Source organism: Mesorhizobium sp. 113-3-9 (assembly GCF_016756515.1).
Lineage (GTDB): Bacteria > Pseudomonadota > Alphaproteobacteria > Rhizobiales > Rhizobiaceae > Mesorhizobium.
Genome location: NZ_AP023246.1, coordinates 297872 through 313201 on the forward strand (window position 1 = coordinate 297872; position 15330 = coordinate 313201).

Below are 15330 nucleotides of genomic sequence, written 5' to 3' on the forward strand. Positions count from 1 at the left end.
CGTCCTTGCAGGGGCGCAGGCGTCGCCTGAGTCGAGCGGGCTGTGTATATGATATCACAAGCCGCCTGACCATCGACGTCGGACACGCAAAAATGAGACGAAGCGCATGACCGCGTCGACGCCTTCCCTGTTGTTCGGCGCCATTGCCGACGATCTGACCGGTGGCACCGAACTGGCGTCGATGCTGGTGGCCAGGGGCATTCCGACCGGCTGTACGGTCGGGCTCGAAGCGGCGATCCCATCGGGCAATCTTGCCCATGTGATCCTGTTGAAAACCCGCGTCATCGCCACCGGCGACGCGGTACGCCAGGTGCTCGAGGCCGCCGACCGGCTGGCCGAAGCGGGCGCGCGGCAGATCTTCTTCAAATATTGCGCCACCTTCGATTCCACGCCCGCCGGCAATATCGGCCCCTGCGCGGAAGCGCTGCTCGAACGGCTGGGCGGCGACATGACGCTGTTCACGCCGGCGTTGTGCGAGACCGGCCGCACCGTCTACCAGGGGCATATGTTCGGCGGTGCGCAATTGCTGGCCGAGTCGCCCAAGCGCTTCGATCCGCTGACGCCGATGACGGATTCCAACCTGGTCCGCGTGCTGCAGGCGCAAAGCAGGGGCAGAGCCGGGCTGGTCCCCTGGTTCACCATCGATGCCGGCCCGGAAGCCATCCGCGAAGCCGTGCGGGAGAAAAGCGCGCGCGGGGAGACGCTGCTGGTCACCGACACGCTGCGCGAGCGCGACCTGGCGGCGATCGCGCAAGCCGCCTTCGACCTGCCGCTGATCACCGGCAACTCCTCGGTCGTGGCGCATCTGCCGCCAGCCTGGATGGCACACGGGCTGCTGAACCGAGACGATCTCGTTGCGGCCAGCCTGCCGGCAGTCAATGGTCCGGCAGCGGTACTGGCCGGCAGTGTCGCCGATCGCACCATCGAACAGCTCGAACGCTTCGCGCAAAACAATCCGGTGCTGACGATCGATCTCGCCGAGGCCTTTGGCAGCAAGGACGTCGTCGCGGAAGCGCGCGCCTTTGCAGGTCGGCATCTGCCCGGTGCGATGATCGCGATTGCCACAACCGCACCGCAAGCGACGGTCGAGACGTTGCAGCAGGCGCATGGCCGCGACGCGGTGGCGGCGCGGGCGGAAGAGATACTGGCCGGGATTGCGCAAATCCTGGTGCGCGATTTCGGCGTGCGGCGGCTGGTCGTTGCCGGCGGCGAGACAGCCGGCTCCGTGGTCAAGGCGCTCGGCATCACCCGCATAGCCATGGGCGCCTATGAAGGCCCCGGCCTGTCACGAGCCATCGCCGAAGTCCCCGGCCTGCCCGACGATCCGCTGGCGATGATGCTGAAATCCGGGAAGCTCGGCGGCCCCGACATTTTCGCCGATGTGTTGCAGGACATGACGAGGGCCACCACCATCGCGCCCGCGATCGACACATGGCCACCGGCAAAGCCAACCATCGAGCCAAGGACTGGAAAGACTTCGTGATGAACACCGAAACCGCACGCGCCAAACTGATCGCCGCGACCGAGACGCTGGACGCCAGCGGGATGAATGTCGGCACCACGGGCAATATCAGCGTGCGCACGGCAAGCGGCATGCTGATCACGCCGACGGGAATTGCCACGAGCGCGCTGCGGCCGGAACAGATGGTGGCGATGCGGCTCGATGGATCCTGGGACGGCGCCTTCAAGCCGTCGAGCGAATGGGAGATGCATGCCGAGATCTACAAGGCTTTCCCGGAGGCCGGCGCCGTGGTGCACGCCCATCCCGACCATTGCGTGGCGCTGTCCTGCCTGCGCGAAGGACTGCCGCTGTTCCACTACATGGTGGCTGGTTTCGGCGGCGACGACGTGCGCTGCTCGGACTATGCGCTGTTTGCGTCAAGCGAACTGGCCAAGGTGGCTGTCGTGGCGCTCAAGGACCGTAATGCCTGCCTGCTCGCCAATCACGGCATGATCGCCTTCGCCAGCGATCTCGACACGGCGCTGATCCGCACCATCAAGCTTGAAACCCTGGCACGGCAATATCTGCTCGCACGCGGCGCCGGCACGCCGGTGCTGATCGAGGGCGGCGAGCTCGCCGCCATTCGTGGGCGCTACAAGACCTACGGCCAGCAGAAGTAACCGGTCGGGTCAGCCTCTTCGGCTCAACGCAATTCCGGACGGAAAACCGTCTCACACTTTTCCTGGAATTGCTCAGTCGACCTGCAGGTGCGAGACGAACTTCGAGTTCAGATAGCTCTCCAGCGCGTCGGCGCCGCCTTCGGTGCCGTTGCCGGAATCGTTGATGCCGCCGAACGGAACCTCCGGCAGCGCCAGGCCATAATGGTTGATCGACACCATGCCGCTGGCGATCCCCGACGACATCTTCGCGGCACTCGCCGCCGAGCGGGTGAAGCCATAGGCGGCGAGCCCGTAGTTCAGCCGGTTGGCTTCGGCCAGAGCCTCGTCCAGCCCGCTCACCGGCGTCATCAGCGCCAGCGGGCCGAACGGCTCCTCGTTCATGGCGCGGGCGTCGGTGCCTACATTCGACAGGATGGTCGGCTCGAAGAAATAGCCTGAATTGCCGATGCGTTTGCCGCCGGTGACGAGCTCTGCGCCTTTCTGCACGGCGTCGTGGACCAGTTCTTCCATCGCCTGGACGCGGCGAGGATTGGCGAGCGGGCCCATGGTCGTGCCTTCGGCGAGGCCGTCGCCGACCTTGATCCGGCTTGTCGCCTCGGCGAAGCGGCCGACGAAATCATCATAGACGGCGTGATCGACGAGGAAGCGCGTCGGCGCGACGCAGATCTGGCCGGCATTGCGGAATTTCGAAGCCACCATCGCGCGGGCGGCGCGGTCGAGATCGGCGTCGGGCAGGACGATGACCGGCGCGTGGCCGCCCAATTCCATCGTCGCGCGTTTCATGTGCAGGCCGGCGAGCGACGCCAGTTGCTTGCCGACAGGCGTCGAACCGGTGAAGGAGATCTTGCGGATCACCGGATGCGGAATGAGATAGGCGGAGATTTCCGACGGCGTGCCGTAGACTAGGTTCAAGACACCGTCGGGCAGGCCGGCATCGACAAAGGCGCGCACCAGTTCGGCGGGCGAAGCCGGCGTTTCTTCCGGTCCCTTGATGATGATCGAGCAACCGGCGGCAAGAGCGGCGGACAGTTTGCGCACCGCCTGGTTGAGCGGGAAATTCCACGGCGTGAAGGCAGCCACCGGGCCGACAGGCTCCTTGAACACCGACTGGCTTACCCCCTCAAGCCGCGCCGGCACGATGCGGCCATAGGCGCGGCGCGCTTCCTCGGCGAACCAGTCGATGATGTCGGCGGCGGCGAACGCCTCCATGCGCGATTCGGCAATCGGCTTGCCTTGCTCCAGTGTCATCAGCGTGGCGACATGTTCGTTGCGCTCGCGCAGGATGTTGGCGGCCTTGCGCATCAGCTTGGAGCGGTCGAAAGGCGAGACGCGCCGCCAGGCGTCGAACCCCTTCGCGGCGGCGGCGAGCGCTTCGTCGAGATCGTCGATGCCTGCATGGGCGAGCGAACCGAGTTCGGCCTCCGTCGCCGGATTGATCACGGGCATTGTGCGGCCGTCGCGAGCGGGGCGCCACGAGCCGTCTATGTGGAGATGGACGTCAGGATACATGGCGGGCTCCGTGAAAGGTCAGGCGGGAACAGGTTCGGCGGCGGGCGTGTAGATGCCGATGGCACCGGAGCCGGCCAGTTGGTCGATGGTCTCGGGGCTGTAGCCGAGGATGTCGGTCAGCACAGAGGCTGTGTTCTGGCCGAGCATCGGCGGTGCCGTGAAGTCGGCGGTCAGTTGGGCGGCAAGCCCCTGCGCCGGGCGCACCATGGCGACGGAACCCAGATGCGGATGCGGCAAGGTCTGGACGAGGCCGCGCTCGCGGACATTGGGGCTGTCGAAAACCTCTGGTATCGACTTCACCGTGCCGGCTGGCACACTGGCCGCGGCACAGGCCGCCATCCAATGGTCGCGCGATTTGGTTCTGAAGACCTTCGCCAATTCGGGGATCAGCGCTTCGCGATTGGTGGCACGCGCGCCCGCCTTGATGAAGCGCGGATCTTTTGCCAGGTGCGGCAAGCCGACGACCTTTTCGCACAGCGCGGCGAATTGCTTGTCATTGCCGACCGCCAACGCAAAGCCGCCATCGGAGGCTTCGAATATCTGGTAGGGCACAACAGTCGGATGCGCGTTGCCGTAGCGGGCGACCTCGCGGCCGGTGTTGAGGTAGCCGCTGCCGACATTGATGAGCAGGCTGAGCGCACAGTCGATCAGCGACAGGTCGAGGAACTGGCCCTTGCCCGTGGTGGTGCGTTCATAGAGGGCAGCCAGGATCGACTGCGTCGCGACCATGCCGCAGACGATGTCGGTGATGGCGACGCCGACGCGCATCGGCTCGCCGTCGCTCTCGCCGGTGATGGCCATCAGGCCGCTTTCGGCCTGCATGACGAAATCATAGCCGGGCCGGCCAGCGTCGGGCCCGGTCTGGCCATAGCCGGAGATCGAGCAGTAGATAAGGCGCGGATTGGACGCGCTGAGTTCCTGAAAGCCGACGCCAAGACGGTCCGCCGTGCCGGAGCGGAAATTCTCTACGACGATGTCGGCCTTGGCCGCCAGTTCGCGTACGATCGCCAGTCCTTCAGGGCTTTTCATGTCGAGCGCGATGCTCTGTTTGCCGCGATTGGCGCAGAGATAGTAGGTCGAGACGCCCTTGTAGCTCGGCACCGACCAGGCGCGGGTGTCGTCGCCACCATCGATGTTCTCGATCTTCCAGACCTCGGCGCCGAGATCGGCAAGGCTCATCGTTGCCCATGGACCGGCGAGCACGCGCGAGAGGTCGAGCACCTTTATGCCTTCGAGCGGCAGGCGCGGACGGCTTGCCTGGCCGGCATCCTTGGAGTGGTCTTCAGTCACGATCAAAATCCTTTGCGGCGGCGGCTGGCCTTGCGGCCCGTCAGACAGCCTTGAAGGCGTTGACGGGTTCCGGAAAATGGCAGGCGACGCGGTGCCTTTCGCCTGATGGTCCGAGCGGCGGTTCGACGGACGCGCAAATCGCCTGCGCCTTGAAGCAGCGTGTGCGGAAGCGGCAGCCCGATGGCGGATTGAGCGGGCTCGGCACGTCGCCCGACAGCACGATCCGCTCACGCTTGCGTTCCTTCTCGGGATTGGCGAGCGGCACGGCCGACAGAAGCGCCTGTGTGTAGGGATGCAGTGCTCTTGAATAGAGTTCGGCCGCCGGCGCGATCTCGACGATCTTGCCGAGATACATCACGGCGACATGATGCGAGATATGGCGCACGACCGAAAGATCGTGGGCGATGAACAAATAGGAGGTGCCGAAGGATTGCTGGATGTCCTTCAGCAAGTTGAGCACGCCGGCCTGCACCGAGACGTCGAGCGCCGAGACAGGCTCGTCGAGGATCACCACCTGCGGGTTGAGCGCGAGCGCGCGGGCGATGACGACACGCTGGCGCTGGCCGCCGGAGAGCTCATGCGGATAGCGACGGCCGTGCTCGGGATTGAGCCGCACCAGTTCGAGCAGCTCGGCGACGCGCCCGCGGCGGTCGGCCTTCGACATGTCGCTCATGCGCAGCGGCTCGGCGATGTTGTCGGCGATGCGCATGCGCGGATGCAGCGAACCGTACGGATCCTGGAAGACGAGCTGGATGTAGCGCCGCATCAGGCGCATGTCCTCGTGGTTCAGCGCCAGAAGATTCTGGCCGCGGAACCAGCTTTCGCCGCTGGTCGGCTCGATCAGCCGCATCAGGCAGCGTCCGAGCGTCGACTTGCCGCAACCGGATTCGCCGACCAGGCCCAGCGTCTCGCCCGGTGCCACATCGAAGGAGACGTCGGCGACCGCCCGCACATGGGCAATTGCGCGGTCGAAGACGAGGCCGCCGCGAACCGGGAAGTCCTTGACCAGATGGCGAACCGACAGCGCAGGCGCTGTGTCCGATGCCGCGTCGGTCTTGTGTTCGGCCACTGCGCTCATGGGGTCACGCTTCCAGTCTCCAGGCCTGCCGCCGCCGGCGAGACGCCGTGGAAGGGCGGCAAGGTGGTCGCGAAATGGCAGGCCGAGAAGCGGCCGCCAATATCGTGCAGCGGCGGATCCTCTATCCGGCAGCGCGCCTCGGCATGGATGCAGCGCGGATGGAAGGCGCAGCCGCCCGGCAGACGGCCGAGCGCCGGCGGTGAGCCATCGATCGAAAACAGCCGCTCGCGGCTTTCCTCAAGATTGGGGATCGAGGCGATGAGGCCGCGCGTGTAGGGGTGGCGCGGATCGGCGAACAGCTCCGACACATCAGCCTGCTCGACGACACGGCCGGAATAGACCACCGCGACCCGGTCGGCATGGCCGGCGACGACGCCGAGGTCATGGGTGATCAGCACCAGGCCGAGGCCGAGCCGCTCCTGCAGCGAACGCAGGACCGTCAGGATCTGCGCCTGTACGGTCACGTCGAGCGCCGTGGTCGGCTCGTCGGCGATCAACAGATCAGGATCGTTGGCCACCGCCATGGCGATGACCGCACGCTGGCGCATGCCGCCGGAGAATTCATGCGGGTACTGGCTGACCCGGCGCTCCGGCTGCGGGATCGCCACAAGATTGAGCAATTCGACCGCGCGCGCCATGGCCTGCTTGTGGGTCAGGCGCTGATGCAGCCTGACCGCCTCGGCGATCTGCGCGCCGACCGTCATGACAGGATTGAGCGAGGACAGCGGATCCTGGAAGATCATGGCGATGCGCGCACCCCTGATCTTGCGCATCTCGCGCGCCGGCTTGCCGACCAGTTCTTCTCCCTTGAACCGGACAGAGCCGGTCACGACCGCGTTCTTCGATGTCAGGCCGAGAGCGGCAAGCATGCCGACCGATTTGCCCGAGCCGGACTCGCCGACGATGCCGACAACCTCGCCCTTGGCGACATCGAGGTCGATGCCGCGCACCGCCTCGAACTGGCTGCCCGCCTTGCGGAACCCGACCCGCAGGCCGCGTATGGACAGCAGCGGCTCGCGCTCGCCTGGCATGTCGACCGCGCCGGAGCGCGCTGAAGATAGCTGTGCGCTCATCGTCTAGTCCGACCTTGGATCGAGAATGTCGCGCAAGCCGTCGCCGATGAAGTTGAAGCCGAGCACGATGGTGAGAATGGCGACGCCGGGGCCGAAGGCGATCCACCACTGATAGAAATGCACGGCGCCGTCGGAGATCATCGAGCCCCATTCGGGCGTCGGCGGCGTGGCGCCCAAGCCGATGAAGCTCAGCGATGCGGCAAGCAGCACGACCTGGCCGAGGTCCATGGTCGCGCTGATCAGCACCGGCGTCCAGCAGAGCGGCAATATGTGCTTGAACAGGACGCGGCTTGGCCGAGCACCTGCGGCGATCGCCGCCTCGACATGCTCGCGCTCCTTCACTTCCAGCACCTGCGCACGCATCAGGCGGGCGTAGACCGGCCACCAGACCAGCACCATGGCGATGGCCGCATTGCCGAGACCCGGCCCGAGCGAGGCCGCGACGGCCATGGCGAGCAGCATCGGCGGGAAGGACAGAGTGACGTCGACCAGCCGCATGATCGCCGCACCCGTCAGGCCGCCGACGAAGCCGGAAATGGCGCCGAGCAGCGAGCCGATGACCACGGCGGAGACGACGACCAGAACCGCGATCGGCAGCGAATGCGCCGCCCCGTGCAAGGTGCGGGCCAGCACGTCGCGGCCGAGCGCATCGGTGCCCAGCCAGTGCGCCCAGCTCGGCGGCTGCAGGCGGCGCGCGACCATTTCAAGCGGATCGAACTGCACCACCAGATTGGCGAACACGGTCATGAACAGCCAGAACAGGATGACGACCGTGCCGATGACCAGCGGTGCGGTCAGCCATTCGGGAATGCCGGCGGAGCGTGATTTGGTGACGACGGCCGACATCAGCTCAACCTCACCCGCGGATTGGCCACGACATAGAGGATGTCGGTGACGAGGTTGGTGACCAGGAAGGCGAGGCCGCCGACAATGGTGACGCCGATGATGGCCGGGAAGTCGAGCGCGCGGGCCGCCTCCACGGCATAGGAACCCATGCCGGGCCAGGAAAAGATGGTCTCGGTCAGCACCGCGCCGGTGATCAGATAGGCGAAGGAATAGCCGATGACGGTCAAGGTCGGCACCATGGTGTTGCGCAGCGCATGCACGATGACGACACGGAATTCGCTTGCGCCCTTGGCGCGTGCGGTAAGCACGAATTCGCGGCTCATCACATCGAGCATGTTGGCGCGCACCAGCCGCGAGATGGTTCCAGACACCGTCCAGCCGAGCACGAAAGCCGGCAAAAGCAGATGCCACACAGCGTCCTTGAAGACGGTGAGGTCGCCGGCCAGCAGCGAATCGATGGTCAGGAATCCGGTGACCCCGGGCGGCAGCGGCAGCCGGGCATCGAGCCGGCCAGGCCCCGGCAGCCAGTTGAGCATGACCGAGAAGATGAACAGCAGGCCGAGGCCCGACCAGAACACCGGCAGCGAGGAGCCGAACAGAGCGAACAGCCGCGCGCCGTGATCGATCAGGCTGTTGCGGAAATAGGCGGCCAGCACGCCAAGCACGATGCCGAGCGTGGTGCCGAAGATCATGGCGGCGAAGACCAGCTCCAGCGTTGCCGGCAGGCGGTAGAGAATATCAGTGCCGACATTGCGCTTGGTGATGAAGGATGTGCCGAGGTCGCCGCTCAGCAGATTGCCGAGATATATCATATAGCGCTCGGGCAGAGGACGATCCAAACCCCAGCGCGCCTTGGCGGCGGCGACCACTTCGGGATTGCTCATCTGCTGTTCGGCGACGATTGCCGTCAGCGGATCGCCCTTGGTCACCGTGGTGATCAGAAAAGCGATGGTGACGATGCCAAGCACCAGGAACGGCATCGCGATAAGCCGGCGCAAAATATAGCGGGACACGTGGCTACCTTCACAAGGACGGGCTTCGTAAGATGGCACAAGGCGCTGGAAGATACCATCGAGGGGGCATATTGACAGGCTGCAAAAGCGGCTGTCAATATAAATGGAATTTAATTTCATTTTTGACTGCACCGCGCCGGCGAGACCGGCCCGACAGGTGGGCATTCCGCCAGAAAGACCGCCAACGTGCGCAAGCGAGTGACCCGGGACGAGACGGAAGTCGATGGCGAAGGCACGCAGCTTTCGACGTCGCTGGTGCGGGGGCTCGGCATCCTGCGCGCCTTCCGGCCAGGCGACGCCTCGCTTGGCAACCAGGACATTATCGCGCGCACCGGACTGCCCAAGGCCACGGTTTCGCGCATCACCTACACACTCAGCGCACTCGGCTATCTGCTCTATGACAAGGAGCTCGGCCGTTACAGCCTGGGCCCGGCGACCGTGGCGCTCGGCTATTCGGCGCTGAGCTCCAGCGCCGTCGTCCACATCGCAAGGCCGCTGATGCAGCCGCTGGCCGACTTGACCGGTGCGGCGGTGGCGATCGGCACGCGCGACAGCCTCAACATGGTCTATCTTGCCAACTGCCGATCGGAGAGCCTGGTCACGCTGCGGCTCAATCCGGGCTCCTATCTGCCGATCTGGAAGACCTCGATGGGGCTGGCCTATGCGGCGGGACTTCTGCCCGAGGAGCGGACCAGCCTGGTACGGGCGCTGCAGGAGGCCGAGCCCGACAAGGCAGCGATGATCGCCACGGCGATCGAGGAGGCGATCGCCCAGTACGCCCAGCTTGGCTACGTGACCTCGTTCGGCGCCTGGCACAGCTACATCCACGCGGTCGGCGTGCCGTTTCGTCCGCGAGACGGCTCGCCGCTGGTCGCCATCACTTGCGGCGGCATCGGCGAGATCATCACCGAGCAACGCGCGCATGCCGAAATCGGACCGGCACTGGTGGCGATGGTGGAAGCGCTGCACCGAGAGCTAGAGGGAAATTCGGCCTGATCCGCATTGGCCCAGAGAATGGGGCTCCATGACGGCTTGAACTTGCCCGGCCGTGACATCACAGTCGCCGCGGCCGATCAAGCCAGTTGCGGACAAGGGAGAAGCAAATGAACTTCGCGGGGCGCTTCGACGGTCGGACGGCTGTCATCACCGGTGGCGCCTCGGGCATCGGCCTGGCGGTCGCGCAAAGGATCGTCGCGGAAGGTGGACGCGCCAGCGTCTGGGACCGCGATCCGGCCCAGATCGAACAGGCGAAGACCATCATCCCTGGCCTGCATGGTGTTGCCGTCGACGTCGCCGATGCCACCGGCGTTGAAGGCGCCGCCGCACGCACCATCGAGGCCCTTGGCGGTGTCGACATCCTGGTCACCAGCGCGGCCATTACCGGGCCGAACATGACGACCTGGGCCTATTCGGCCGAGGATTGGCAGAGGGTCATCGACATCAACATCAATGGCGTCTTCTACTGCAACAAGGCGCTGGTGCCGCACATGCTCGAGCGCAAGTATGGCCGCATCGTCAACATCGCCTCGATCGCCGGCAAGGAAGGCAATCCCAATGCCTCCGCCTACAGCACTTCCAAGGCGGCGGTGATCGGCCTGACCAAGTCGCTCGGCAAGGAACTGGCCAAGACCAAGGTGACGGTGAATTGCGTGACGCCGGCGGCCGTGCGCACCGCGATCTTCAAGCAGATGAGCCAGGAACACATCGACTTCATGCTGTCCAAGATACCGATGGCGCGCTTCGGCGAGGTCGAGGAGGTGGCGGCACTGATCTGCTGGATCGCCTCGGAGGAGTGCTCGTTCACGACGGCCGCCGTGTTCGACGTTTCCGGCGGCCGCGCCACCTATTGACGACAACTACAAATCCGCGTGAGCAGGCAACGAATGCGGTCTGGCCGGCGTATAGTCGGCAATGCAGAGCATACGACAGGCAGACATTCCCTCGGACAATTCCAAAGACGTGACCTTTCGCTGCGATCTCGGCGTCCAGGGCGAGGACTTCCCGCATTTTTGGGAACATACGGTCGGCAGCGGCCACGCGACGCTGGCGTTGCGTGCGGACTGGCAGGCGCAGATGCACCGGGCGCATGACGAACTCGGCTTTCGCCATGTTCGTTTTCATGGGCTGCTCGATGACGACATGGGTACGCTCATCGACCAGGATGACCAGCCGCTCTATTCGTTCTTCAATGCCGACCAGATTTTCGATTTCCTGCTATCGATCGGCATGCGGCCCTTCGTCGAGTTGAGTTTCATGCCGACAATGCTGTCATCCTCCGGGCAGATCATTTTTCATTACCGCGCCAATGTCAGCGTGCCGAAGGACTACGACCAATGGTCGACACTGATCTCGAGGCTCGTCGCCCATTGGGTCGATCGCTACGGCCTGCACGAGATAAGACAATGGTTCTTCGAGGTCTGGAATGAGCCCAATCTCGAGGCGTTCGGCAGTGGCAAGCAGGAGGACTATTTCAAGCTGTATGCCTACACGGCAAAGGCGATCAAATCCGTCGACATGCAGTTGCAGGTCGGCGGACCGGCCACCGCCGCCAATGCCTGGATCGATGAGTTTGTCACCTATTGCAGCCAGAACAACCTTCCGACTGACTTCATCAGCACGCATCACTATCCAACCGATGCCTTCGGCAAGCCTGGCGACGACACCGAAACTCAGCTTTCGGAAAGCACGCGAAGTGTGTTGCGGGAGGAGGCGCGGACCGCGCGGCAGCAGGCTGGTGACCGTCCGCTCTACTACACCGAATGGTGCACGTCTTCGAACCCGCGCGACCCCATGCATGACGAGCCGTATGCCGCCGCCTTCATCGTCAAGACGGTGATGGAGGCGAGAGGACTGGTCGAGGGCTACAGCTACTGGACCTTTTCGGATATTTTCGAGGAGAACTATTTCCCCTCCGTGCCCTTCCATGGCGGCTTTGGCCTGATGAACCTTCACGGAATCGCCAAACCGGCTTACCGTGCCTTCGAAATGCTGCACGGACTTGGAACGGAAATCCTGCCCGTGGACGGGAGCCACCCAACCGTGGACAGCTGGTGTATCCGCAACGGGAATTCGCTGACCGTGCTGATTTCCAATTTCGCCTTGCCGCGACATCCGGTCACCGACGAGACGGTCCATATCGAACTCAAGAATGCGCCGCGGCCCGCCGCCGCGATTATCCAACGGATCGGCGCCGGAAATGCCGACGCCAAGGCGGTGTGGGAGACGATGGGAAAGCCTGATTATCTGAGCCCCGCAATGGTCGAACAACTGCATGCGGCTTCGGCAATGCCGGAGCAGAAACAATCGGTCGCCTGGAGCGATCGCACCCTGGGATTCGATGTCACCGTTCCACCGCTGGGTGTGGCGGGCATCAGGCTGGAGTTCGCATCGCTTGCCTAAAGCAGATCCTGCCGCATTGTCCGATGAAGAGCTTCTAGACCGCTACCAGCGCGCCGCCTTCGGCTATTTCCTGAAGAATGTGAACTCCGACAACGGCTTGGTCGCCGATACGTCGCGGCCGAACTCGCCGGCCAGCATCGCCGTCGTCGGTTTCGCCCTGTCCTGTTATCCGATCGGCGTCGAGCGCGGCTGGATGTCGCGCACGGCGGCAGCGGAGCTGACGCTCGCGGCGCTGCGTTTCTTCTCGGCAAGCCCGCAAGGCGGCGGTGACGACGTCACCGGCCACAAGGGTTTCTACTACCATTTTCTCGACATGCGGACCGGGTTGCGCGTCTGGCGCTGCGAACTGTCGATGGTGGACACCGCCCTGCTGATGGCCGGTATCCTGGTGGCTGGCGCCTATTTCTCCGGCGAGAACGAACAGGAAGCCGAAATCCGGCACCTGGCCGAAGCGCTCTACCGGCGCGTCGACTGGCGGTGGGCGCAAGGCAGCAGTCCGACCTTGCGGCAGGGCTGGAAGCCGAAGAGCGGTTTTCTGCATTATGGCTGGGAGGGCTACAACGAGGCGACCATCCTCTATGTGCTGTCGATGGCCGCGCCGGACAACCCAACCTCCGACGACAGCTACGAGGCCTGGACGGCGACCTACCAGTGGGAGAACATCTACGGCCATGACGTGCTCTATGGCGGGCCGTTGTTCATGCACCAGTTCTCGCACGCCTGGATCGATTTCGCCGGCATCCGCGACGCCTTCATGCGCGAGAAGAACTCCGACTATTTCGAAAACAGCCGCCGCTCGACCTACCTCCATCGGGACTATGCGCGCCACAACCCCTATGGTTTCGACGGCTACGGCGAGAACCTTTGGGGCCTCTCGGCGGGAGACGGGCCCGGCGGTTTTCGCGCCAGTGTCGAGCGACGGAGACACCGGTTTTCCGGCTATGCGGCGCGCGGCGCTCCCTTCGGGCCGGATGATGGCACGATCGCTCCCTGGTCCTATCCGGCATCGCTGCCTTTCGCTCCCGACATCTGCATGGCAGCGATGCGCCATCTCGGCGAGCGCTATCCCGAGGTGATCGAGAATTTCCGGCTGCCGAGCGGATTCAATCCGACCTTGGCCAACCGGCGAAAATTCGGCCGCAATGGCTGGGTGTCGGAAGGCCATTACGGGCTGGACCAGGGCATCGTGGTGATGATGATCGAGAACCACCGCTCGCGCCTGATCTGGGAGCTGATGCGGTCCAATCCGCACATTCGCCGCGGCCTGGGAAAAGCAGGTTTCACCGGCGGCTGGCTGACGCGGCCGGCAGGCTCCGCCTCAGGGGCTTACGATGCCGCGTGAACGGACAAAGGCCGCCAGCTTCCCGGTCGACCGCAACGACGTCGAACTGATCCGGGGCGCGCATCCGCCGCGCTGGAAGAATCCCACCCCCGACGGTCCCTACAATCTCGTCGTCATCGGCGCCGGGCCGGCGGGGCTGACCGCGGCGCGTGACGCGGCAAGCCTCGGCGCGAAAGTCGCGCTGATCGAGCGCGGGCTGATCGGCGGTGCGTGCGTCAATGTCGGCGGCGTCCCGTCAAAGTCGATCATCCGCACGGCGAGGCTCTATGCGGACATGCGTGATGCCGAGAATTTCGGTGGCGACACGCCGGAGCGTCTTCAGGTCGACTTCGAGCGGGCCATGACGCGAATGCGGCAGATCCGGCAGCGGATAAGCAGCGCAGAATCGGCCGCGGCCATCGCGGCCGAAGGCATCGACCTCTATTTCGGCGAAGCCCGCTTTGCCGGACCGGACACGGTGGTGGTCGCGGACAAGACGCTGCCTTTCAAGAAAGCATTGGTCGCGACAGGCGCGCATCCGAGCGTGCCGGCGATTCCAGGGCTCGCCGAGGCCGGCTATCTCGACAATGAGAGCATGTTCAACCTCACGCAACGTCCTGAGCGGCTGCTGGTCATCGGCGGCGGGCCGCTTGGCTGCGAGACGGCGCAGGCCTTCTGCCTGCTCGGCGCGAAGGTGATCCTGGCGCAGAGCGATCCGATGTTCCTGCCCGGCGAGGAACGCGACGCCGCGCAGATCCTGTCGGACGCGCTGGCGCGCGAGGGGATCGAGGTGCGCCTGAACACCGAAGTGGTGGCGGTGCGGGCGGAGGGCGGCAAGAAACTCGCCGATCTGATGCGGGATGGCGACACGACGACGATTTCCGTCGACGAGATCATCACCGGCGTCGGCCGTTCGCCCAATGTCGACGGTCTCGGCCTGGCAGACGCCGGGGTGGCGTATGACGCCAGCGGCATCAAGGTGGACGATCACTTGAGAACCACGAACCCGCACATCTACGCGGCGGGCGATGTGTGCCTCGAATACAAGTTCACCCATACAGCCGAAGCGACGGCGCGTATTGTCGTGCGCAATGCGCTGTTTCGCGGGCGCGAGAGGCTCAGCGAACTCGTCGTTCCCTGGTGCACCTATACCGATCCGGAAATCGCCCATGTCGGTCTCTATCCGATCGAGGCGCGCCGCAACGGCATTCCGGTCAAGACCTATACGGTACTGATGCATGACGTCGCCCGCGCCGTGATGGACGGCGAGGAGGAGGGGTTCGTCAAGATCCATGTCAGGGAGGGGTCCGACCGTATCCTGGGAGCGACGGTCGTCGCCAGCCATGCCGGCGAGATGATCAACGCAGTGACGCTCGCCATCAGGTCGGGTATGGGATTGCACGCCCTGGCCGACGTCATTCATCCCTTCCCGACGCAGGCACAAGGTATCAAGATGGCGGGCGATGCTTACAGGCGGACCCGGTTCACCTCCCTGCGCAGGCGCCTGACGGTGCGCTGGCTGGCTTGGTCCAGGCGATGAACCTCGCGGCCGCCGAGGGCTCGGGGCTGAAGTATTCAGAAATATACAGTGCTTGACGAAAGCCTTGTTCAGCTAAACAAGGTGGCATCGATGCTTGTGGTCACGGAATCGTTATGAATGCCATCTGAATTGGGCCCTCT

The 15330-nt window shown here is 64.6% G+C and carries 13 protein-coding genes; 7 read left to right on the forward strand and 6 right to left on the reverse strand.

Annotated features, from left to right (window positions below; genetic code table 11):
* The first annotated feature begins 106 nt into the window (after positions 1–106).
* Together otnK and MesoLj_RS01360 are read left to right on the forward strand one after the other, a co-directional pair.
* On the forward strand, positions 107–1483 hold the full coding sequence (gene otnK, locus MesoLj_RS01355; RefSeq protein WP_202324837.1) for a 3-oxo-tetronate kinase: 1377 nt from the start codon (positions 107–109) through the stop codon (positions 1481–1483).
* Complete coding sequence (locus MesoLj_RS01360; protein ID WP_140771339.1) at positions 1483–2121, forward strand: class II aldolase/adducin family protein; 639 nt, start codon at positions 1483–1485, stop codon at positions 2119–2121. The genes otnK and MesoLj_RS01360 overlap by 1 nt, the downstream gene beginning before the upstream one ends.
* A gap of 72 nt (positions 2122–2193) precedes the next feature.
* Here the strand turns inward: MesoLj_RS01360 and MesoLj_RS01365 are convergent, their stop codons facing one another.
* The 6 genes from MesoLj_RS01365 to MesoLj_RS01390 are packed head-to-tail and all read right to left on the reverse strand — an operon-like array spanning position 2194 to position 8897.
* Positions 2194–3630 carry an NAD-dependent succinate-semialdehyde dehydrogenase gene (locus tag MesoLj_RS01365; protein ID WP_202324838.1) on the reverse strand — a complete coding sequence of 479 codons (1437 nt, stop codon included), beginning with the start codon at positions 3628–3630 and terminating at the stop codon, positions 2194–2196.
* 18 nt (positions 3631–3648) lie between these two features.
* Positions 3649–4920, reverse strand: coding sequence for a CaiB/BaiF CoA transferase family protein (locus tag MesoLj_RS01370; protein ID WP_202324839.1), 1272 nt, complete (start codon positions 4918–4920; stop codon positions 3649–3651).
* A gap of 40 nt (positions 4921–4960) precedes the next feature.
* Positions 4961–5998 carry an ABC transporter ATP-binding protein gene (locus MesoLj_RS01375; protein WP_140770042.1) on the reverse strand — a complete coding sequence of 346 codons (1038 nt, stop codon included), beginning with the start codon at positions 5996–5998 and terminating at the stop codon, positions 4961–4963.
* Positions 5995–7029 carry an ABC transporter ATP-binding protein gene (locus tag MesoLj_RS01380; protein ID WP_202327106.1) on the reverse strand — a complete coding sequence of 345 codons (1035 nt, stop codon included), beginning with the start codon at positions 7027–7029 and terminating at the stop codon, positions 5995–5997. The genes MesoLj_RS01375 and MesoLj_RS01380 overlap by 4 nt, the downstream gene beginning before the upstream one ends.
* Before the next feature lie 45 nt (positions 7030–7074).
* The gene (locus MesoLj_RS01385; RefSeq protein WP_140770046.1) at positions 7075–7917 is read right to left on the reverse strand and encodes an ABC transporter permease; all 843 of its coding nucleotides are present in this window, start codon (positions 7915–7917) and stop codon (positions 7075–7077) included.
* Positions 7917–8897 (reverse strand): ABC transporter permease, encoded by a 981-nt coding sequence (locus MesoLj_RS01390; RefSeq protein ID WP_446720319.1) that lies wholly within the window; start codon positions 8895–8897, stop codon positions 7917–7919. Before MesoLj_RS01390 ends, MesoLj_RS01385 begins: the two co-directional genes overlap by 1 nt.
* 219 nt (positions 8898–9116) lie before the next feature.
* On the opposite strand from MesoLj_RS01390, the gene MesoLj_RS01395 reads away from it, so the two are divergent.
* The 5 genes from MesoLj_RS01395 (at position 9117) to MesoLj_RS01415 (ending at position 15190) form a co-directional block, all read left to right on the forward strand.
* Entirely contained in the window at positions 9117–9926 is an 810-nt protein-coding gene (locus tag MesoLj_RS01395) for an IclR family transcriptional regulator (RefSeq protein WP_202324841.1), read from the forward strand.
* 107 nt (positions 9927–10033) lie between these two features.
* Positions 10034–10780 (forward strand): SDR family NAD(P)-dependent oxidoreductase, encoded by a 747-nt coding sequence (locus MesoLj_RS01400; protein WP_140770052.1) that lies wholly within the window; start codon positions 10034–10036, stop codon positions 10778–10780.
* A gap of 109 nt (positions 10781–10889) precedes the next feature.
* Positions 10890–12329, forward strand: a complete 1440-nt coding sequence (locus MesoLj_RS01405) for a GH39 family glycosyl hydrolase (protein ID WP_244735264.1) — start codon at positions 10890–10892, stop codon at positions 12327–12329.
* Positions 12322–13671, forward strand: a complete 1350-nt coding sequence (locus MesoLj_RS01410; protein WP_202324843.1) for a glucoamylase family protein — start codon at positions 12322–12324, stop codon at positions 13669–13671. The genes MesoLj_RS01405 and MesoLj_RS01410 overlap by 8 nt, the downstream gene beginning before the upstream one ends.
* The gene (locus tag MesoLj_RS01415; RefSeq protein ID WP_202324844.1) at positions 13661–15190 is read left to right on the forward strand and encodes a mercuric reductase; all 1530 of its coding nucleotides are present in this window, start codon (positions 13661–13663) and stop codon (positions 15188–15190) included. Before MesoLj_RS01410 ends, MesoLj_RS01415 begins: the two co-directional genes overlap by 11 nt.
* The last annotated feature ends 140 nt before the right edge of the window (positions 15191–15330 follow it).

Bases quoted from the DNA above. Each gene is read 5' to 3' on its own strand.
- MesoLj_RS01415 (WP_202324844.1), top strand. From the start codon at position 13,661: ATGCCGCGTGAACGGACAAAGGCCGCCAGCTTCCCGGTCGACCGCAAC.
- MesoLj_RS01365 (WP_202324838.1), bottom strand. From the start codon at position 3,630: ATGTATCCTGACGTCCATCTCCACATAGACGGCTCGTGGCGCCCCGCT.
- MesoLj_RS01375 (WP_140770042.1), bottom strand. From the start codon at position 5,998: ATGAGCGCAGTGGCCGAACACAAGACCGACGCGGCATCGGACACAGCG.
- otnK (WP_202324837.1), top strand. From the start codon at position 107: ATGACCGCGTCGACGCCTTCCCTGTTGTTCGGCGCCATTGCCGACGAT.
- MesoLj_RS01380 (WP_202327106.1), bottom strand. From the start codon at position 7,029: ATGCCAGGCGAGCGCGAGCCGCTGCTGTCCATACGCGGCCTGCGGGTC.
- MesoLj_RS01390 (WP_446720319.1), bottom strand. From the start codon at position 8,897: ATGCCGTTCCTGGTGCTTGGCATCGTCACCATCGCTTTTCTGATCACC.
- MesoLj_RS01400 (WP_140770052.1), top strand. From the start codon at position 10,034: ATGAACTTCGCGGGGCGCTTCGACGGTCGGACGGCTGTCATCACCGGT.
- MesoLj_RS01360 (WP_140771339.1), top strand. From the start codon at position 1,483: ATGAACACCGAAACCGCACGCGCCAAACTGATCGCCGCGACCGAGACG.
- MesoLj_RS01385 (WP_140770046.1), bottom strand. From the start codon at position 7,917: ATGTCGGCCGTCGTCACCAAATCACGCTCCGCCGGCATTCCCGAATGG.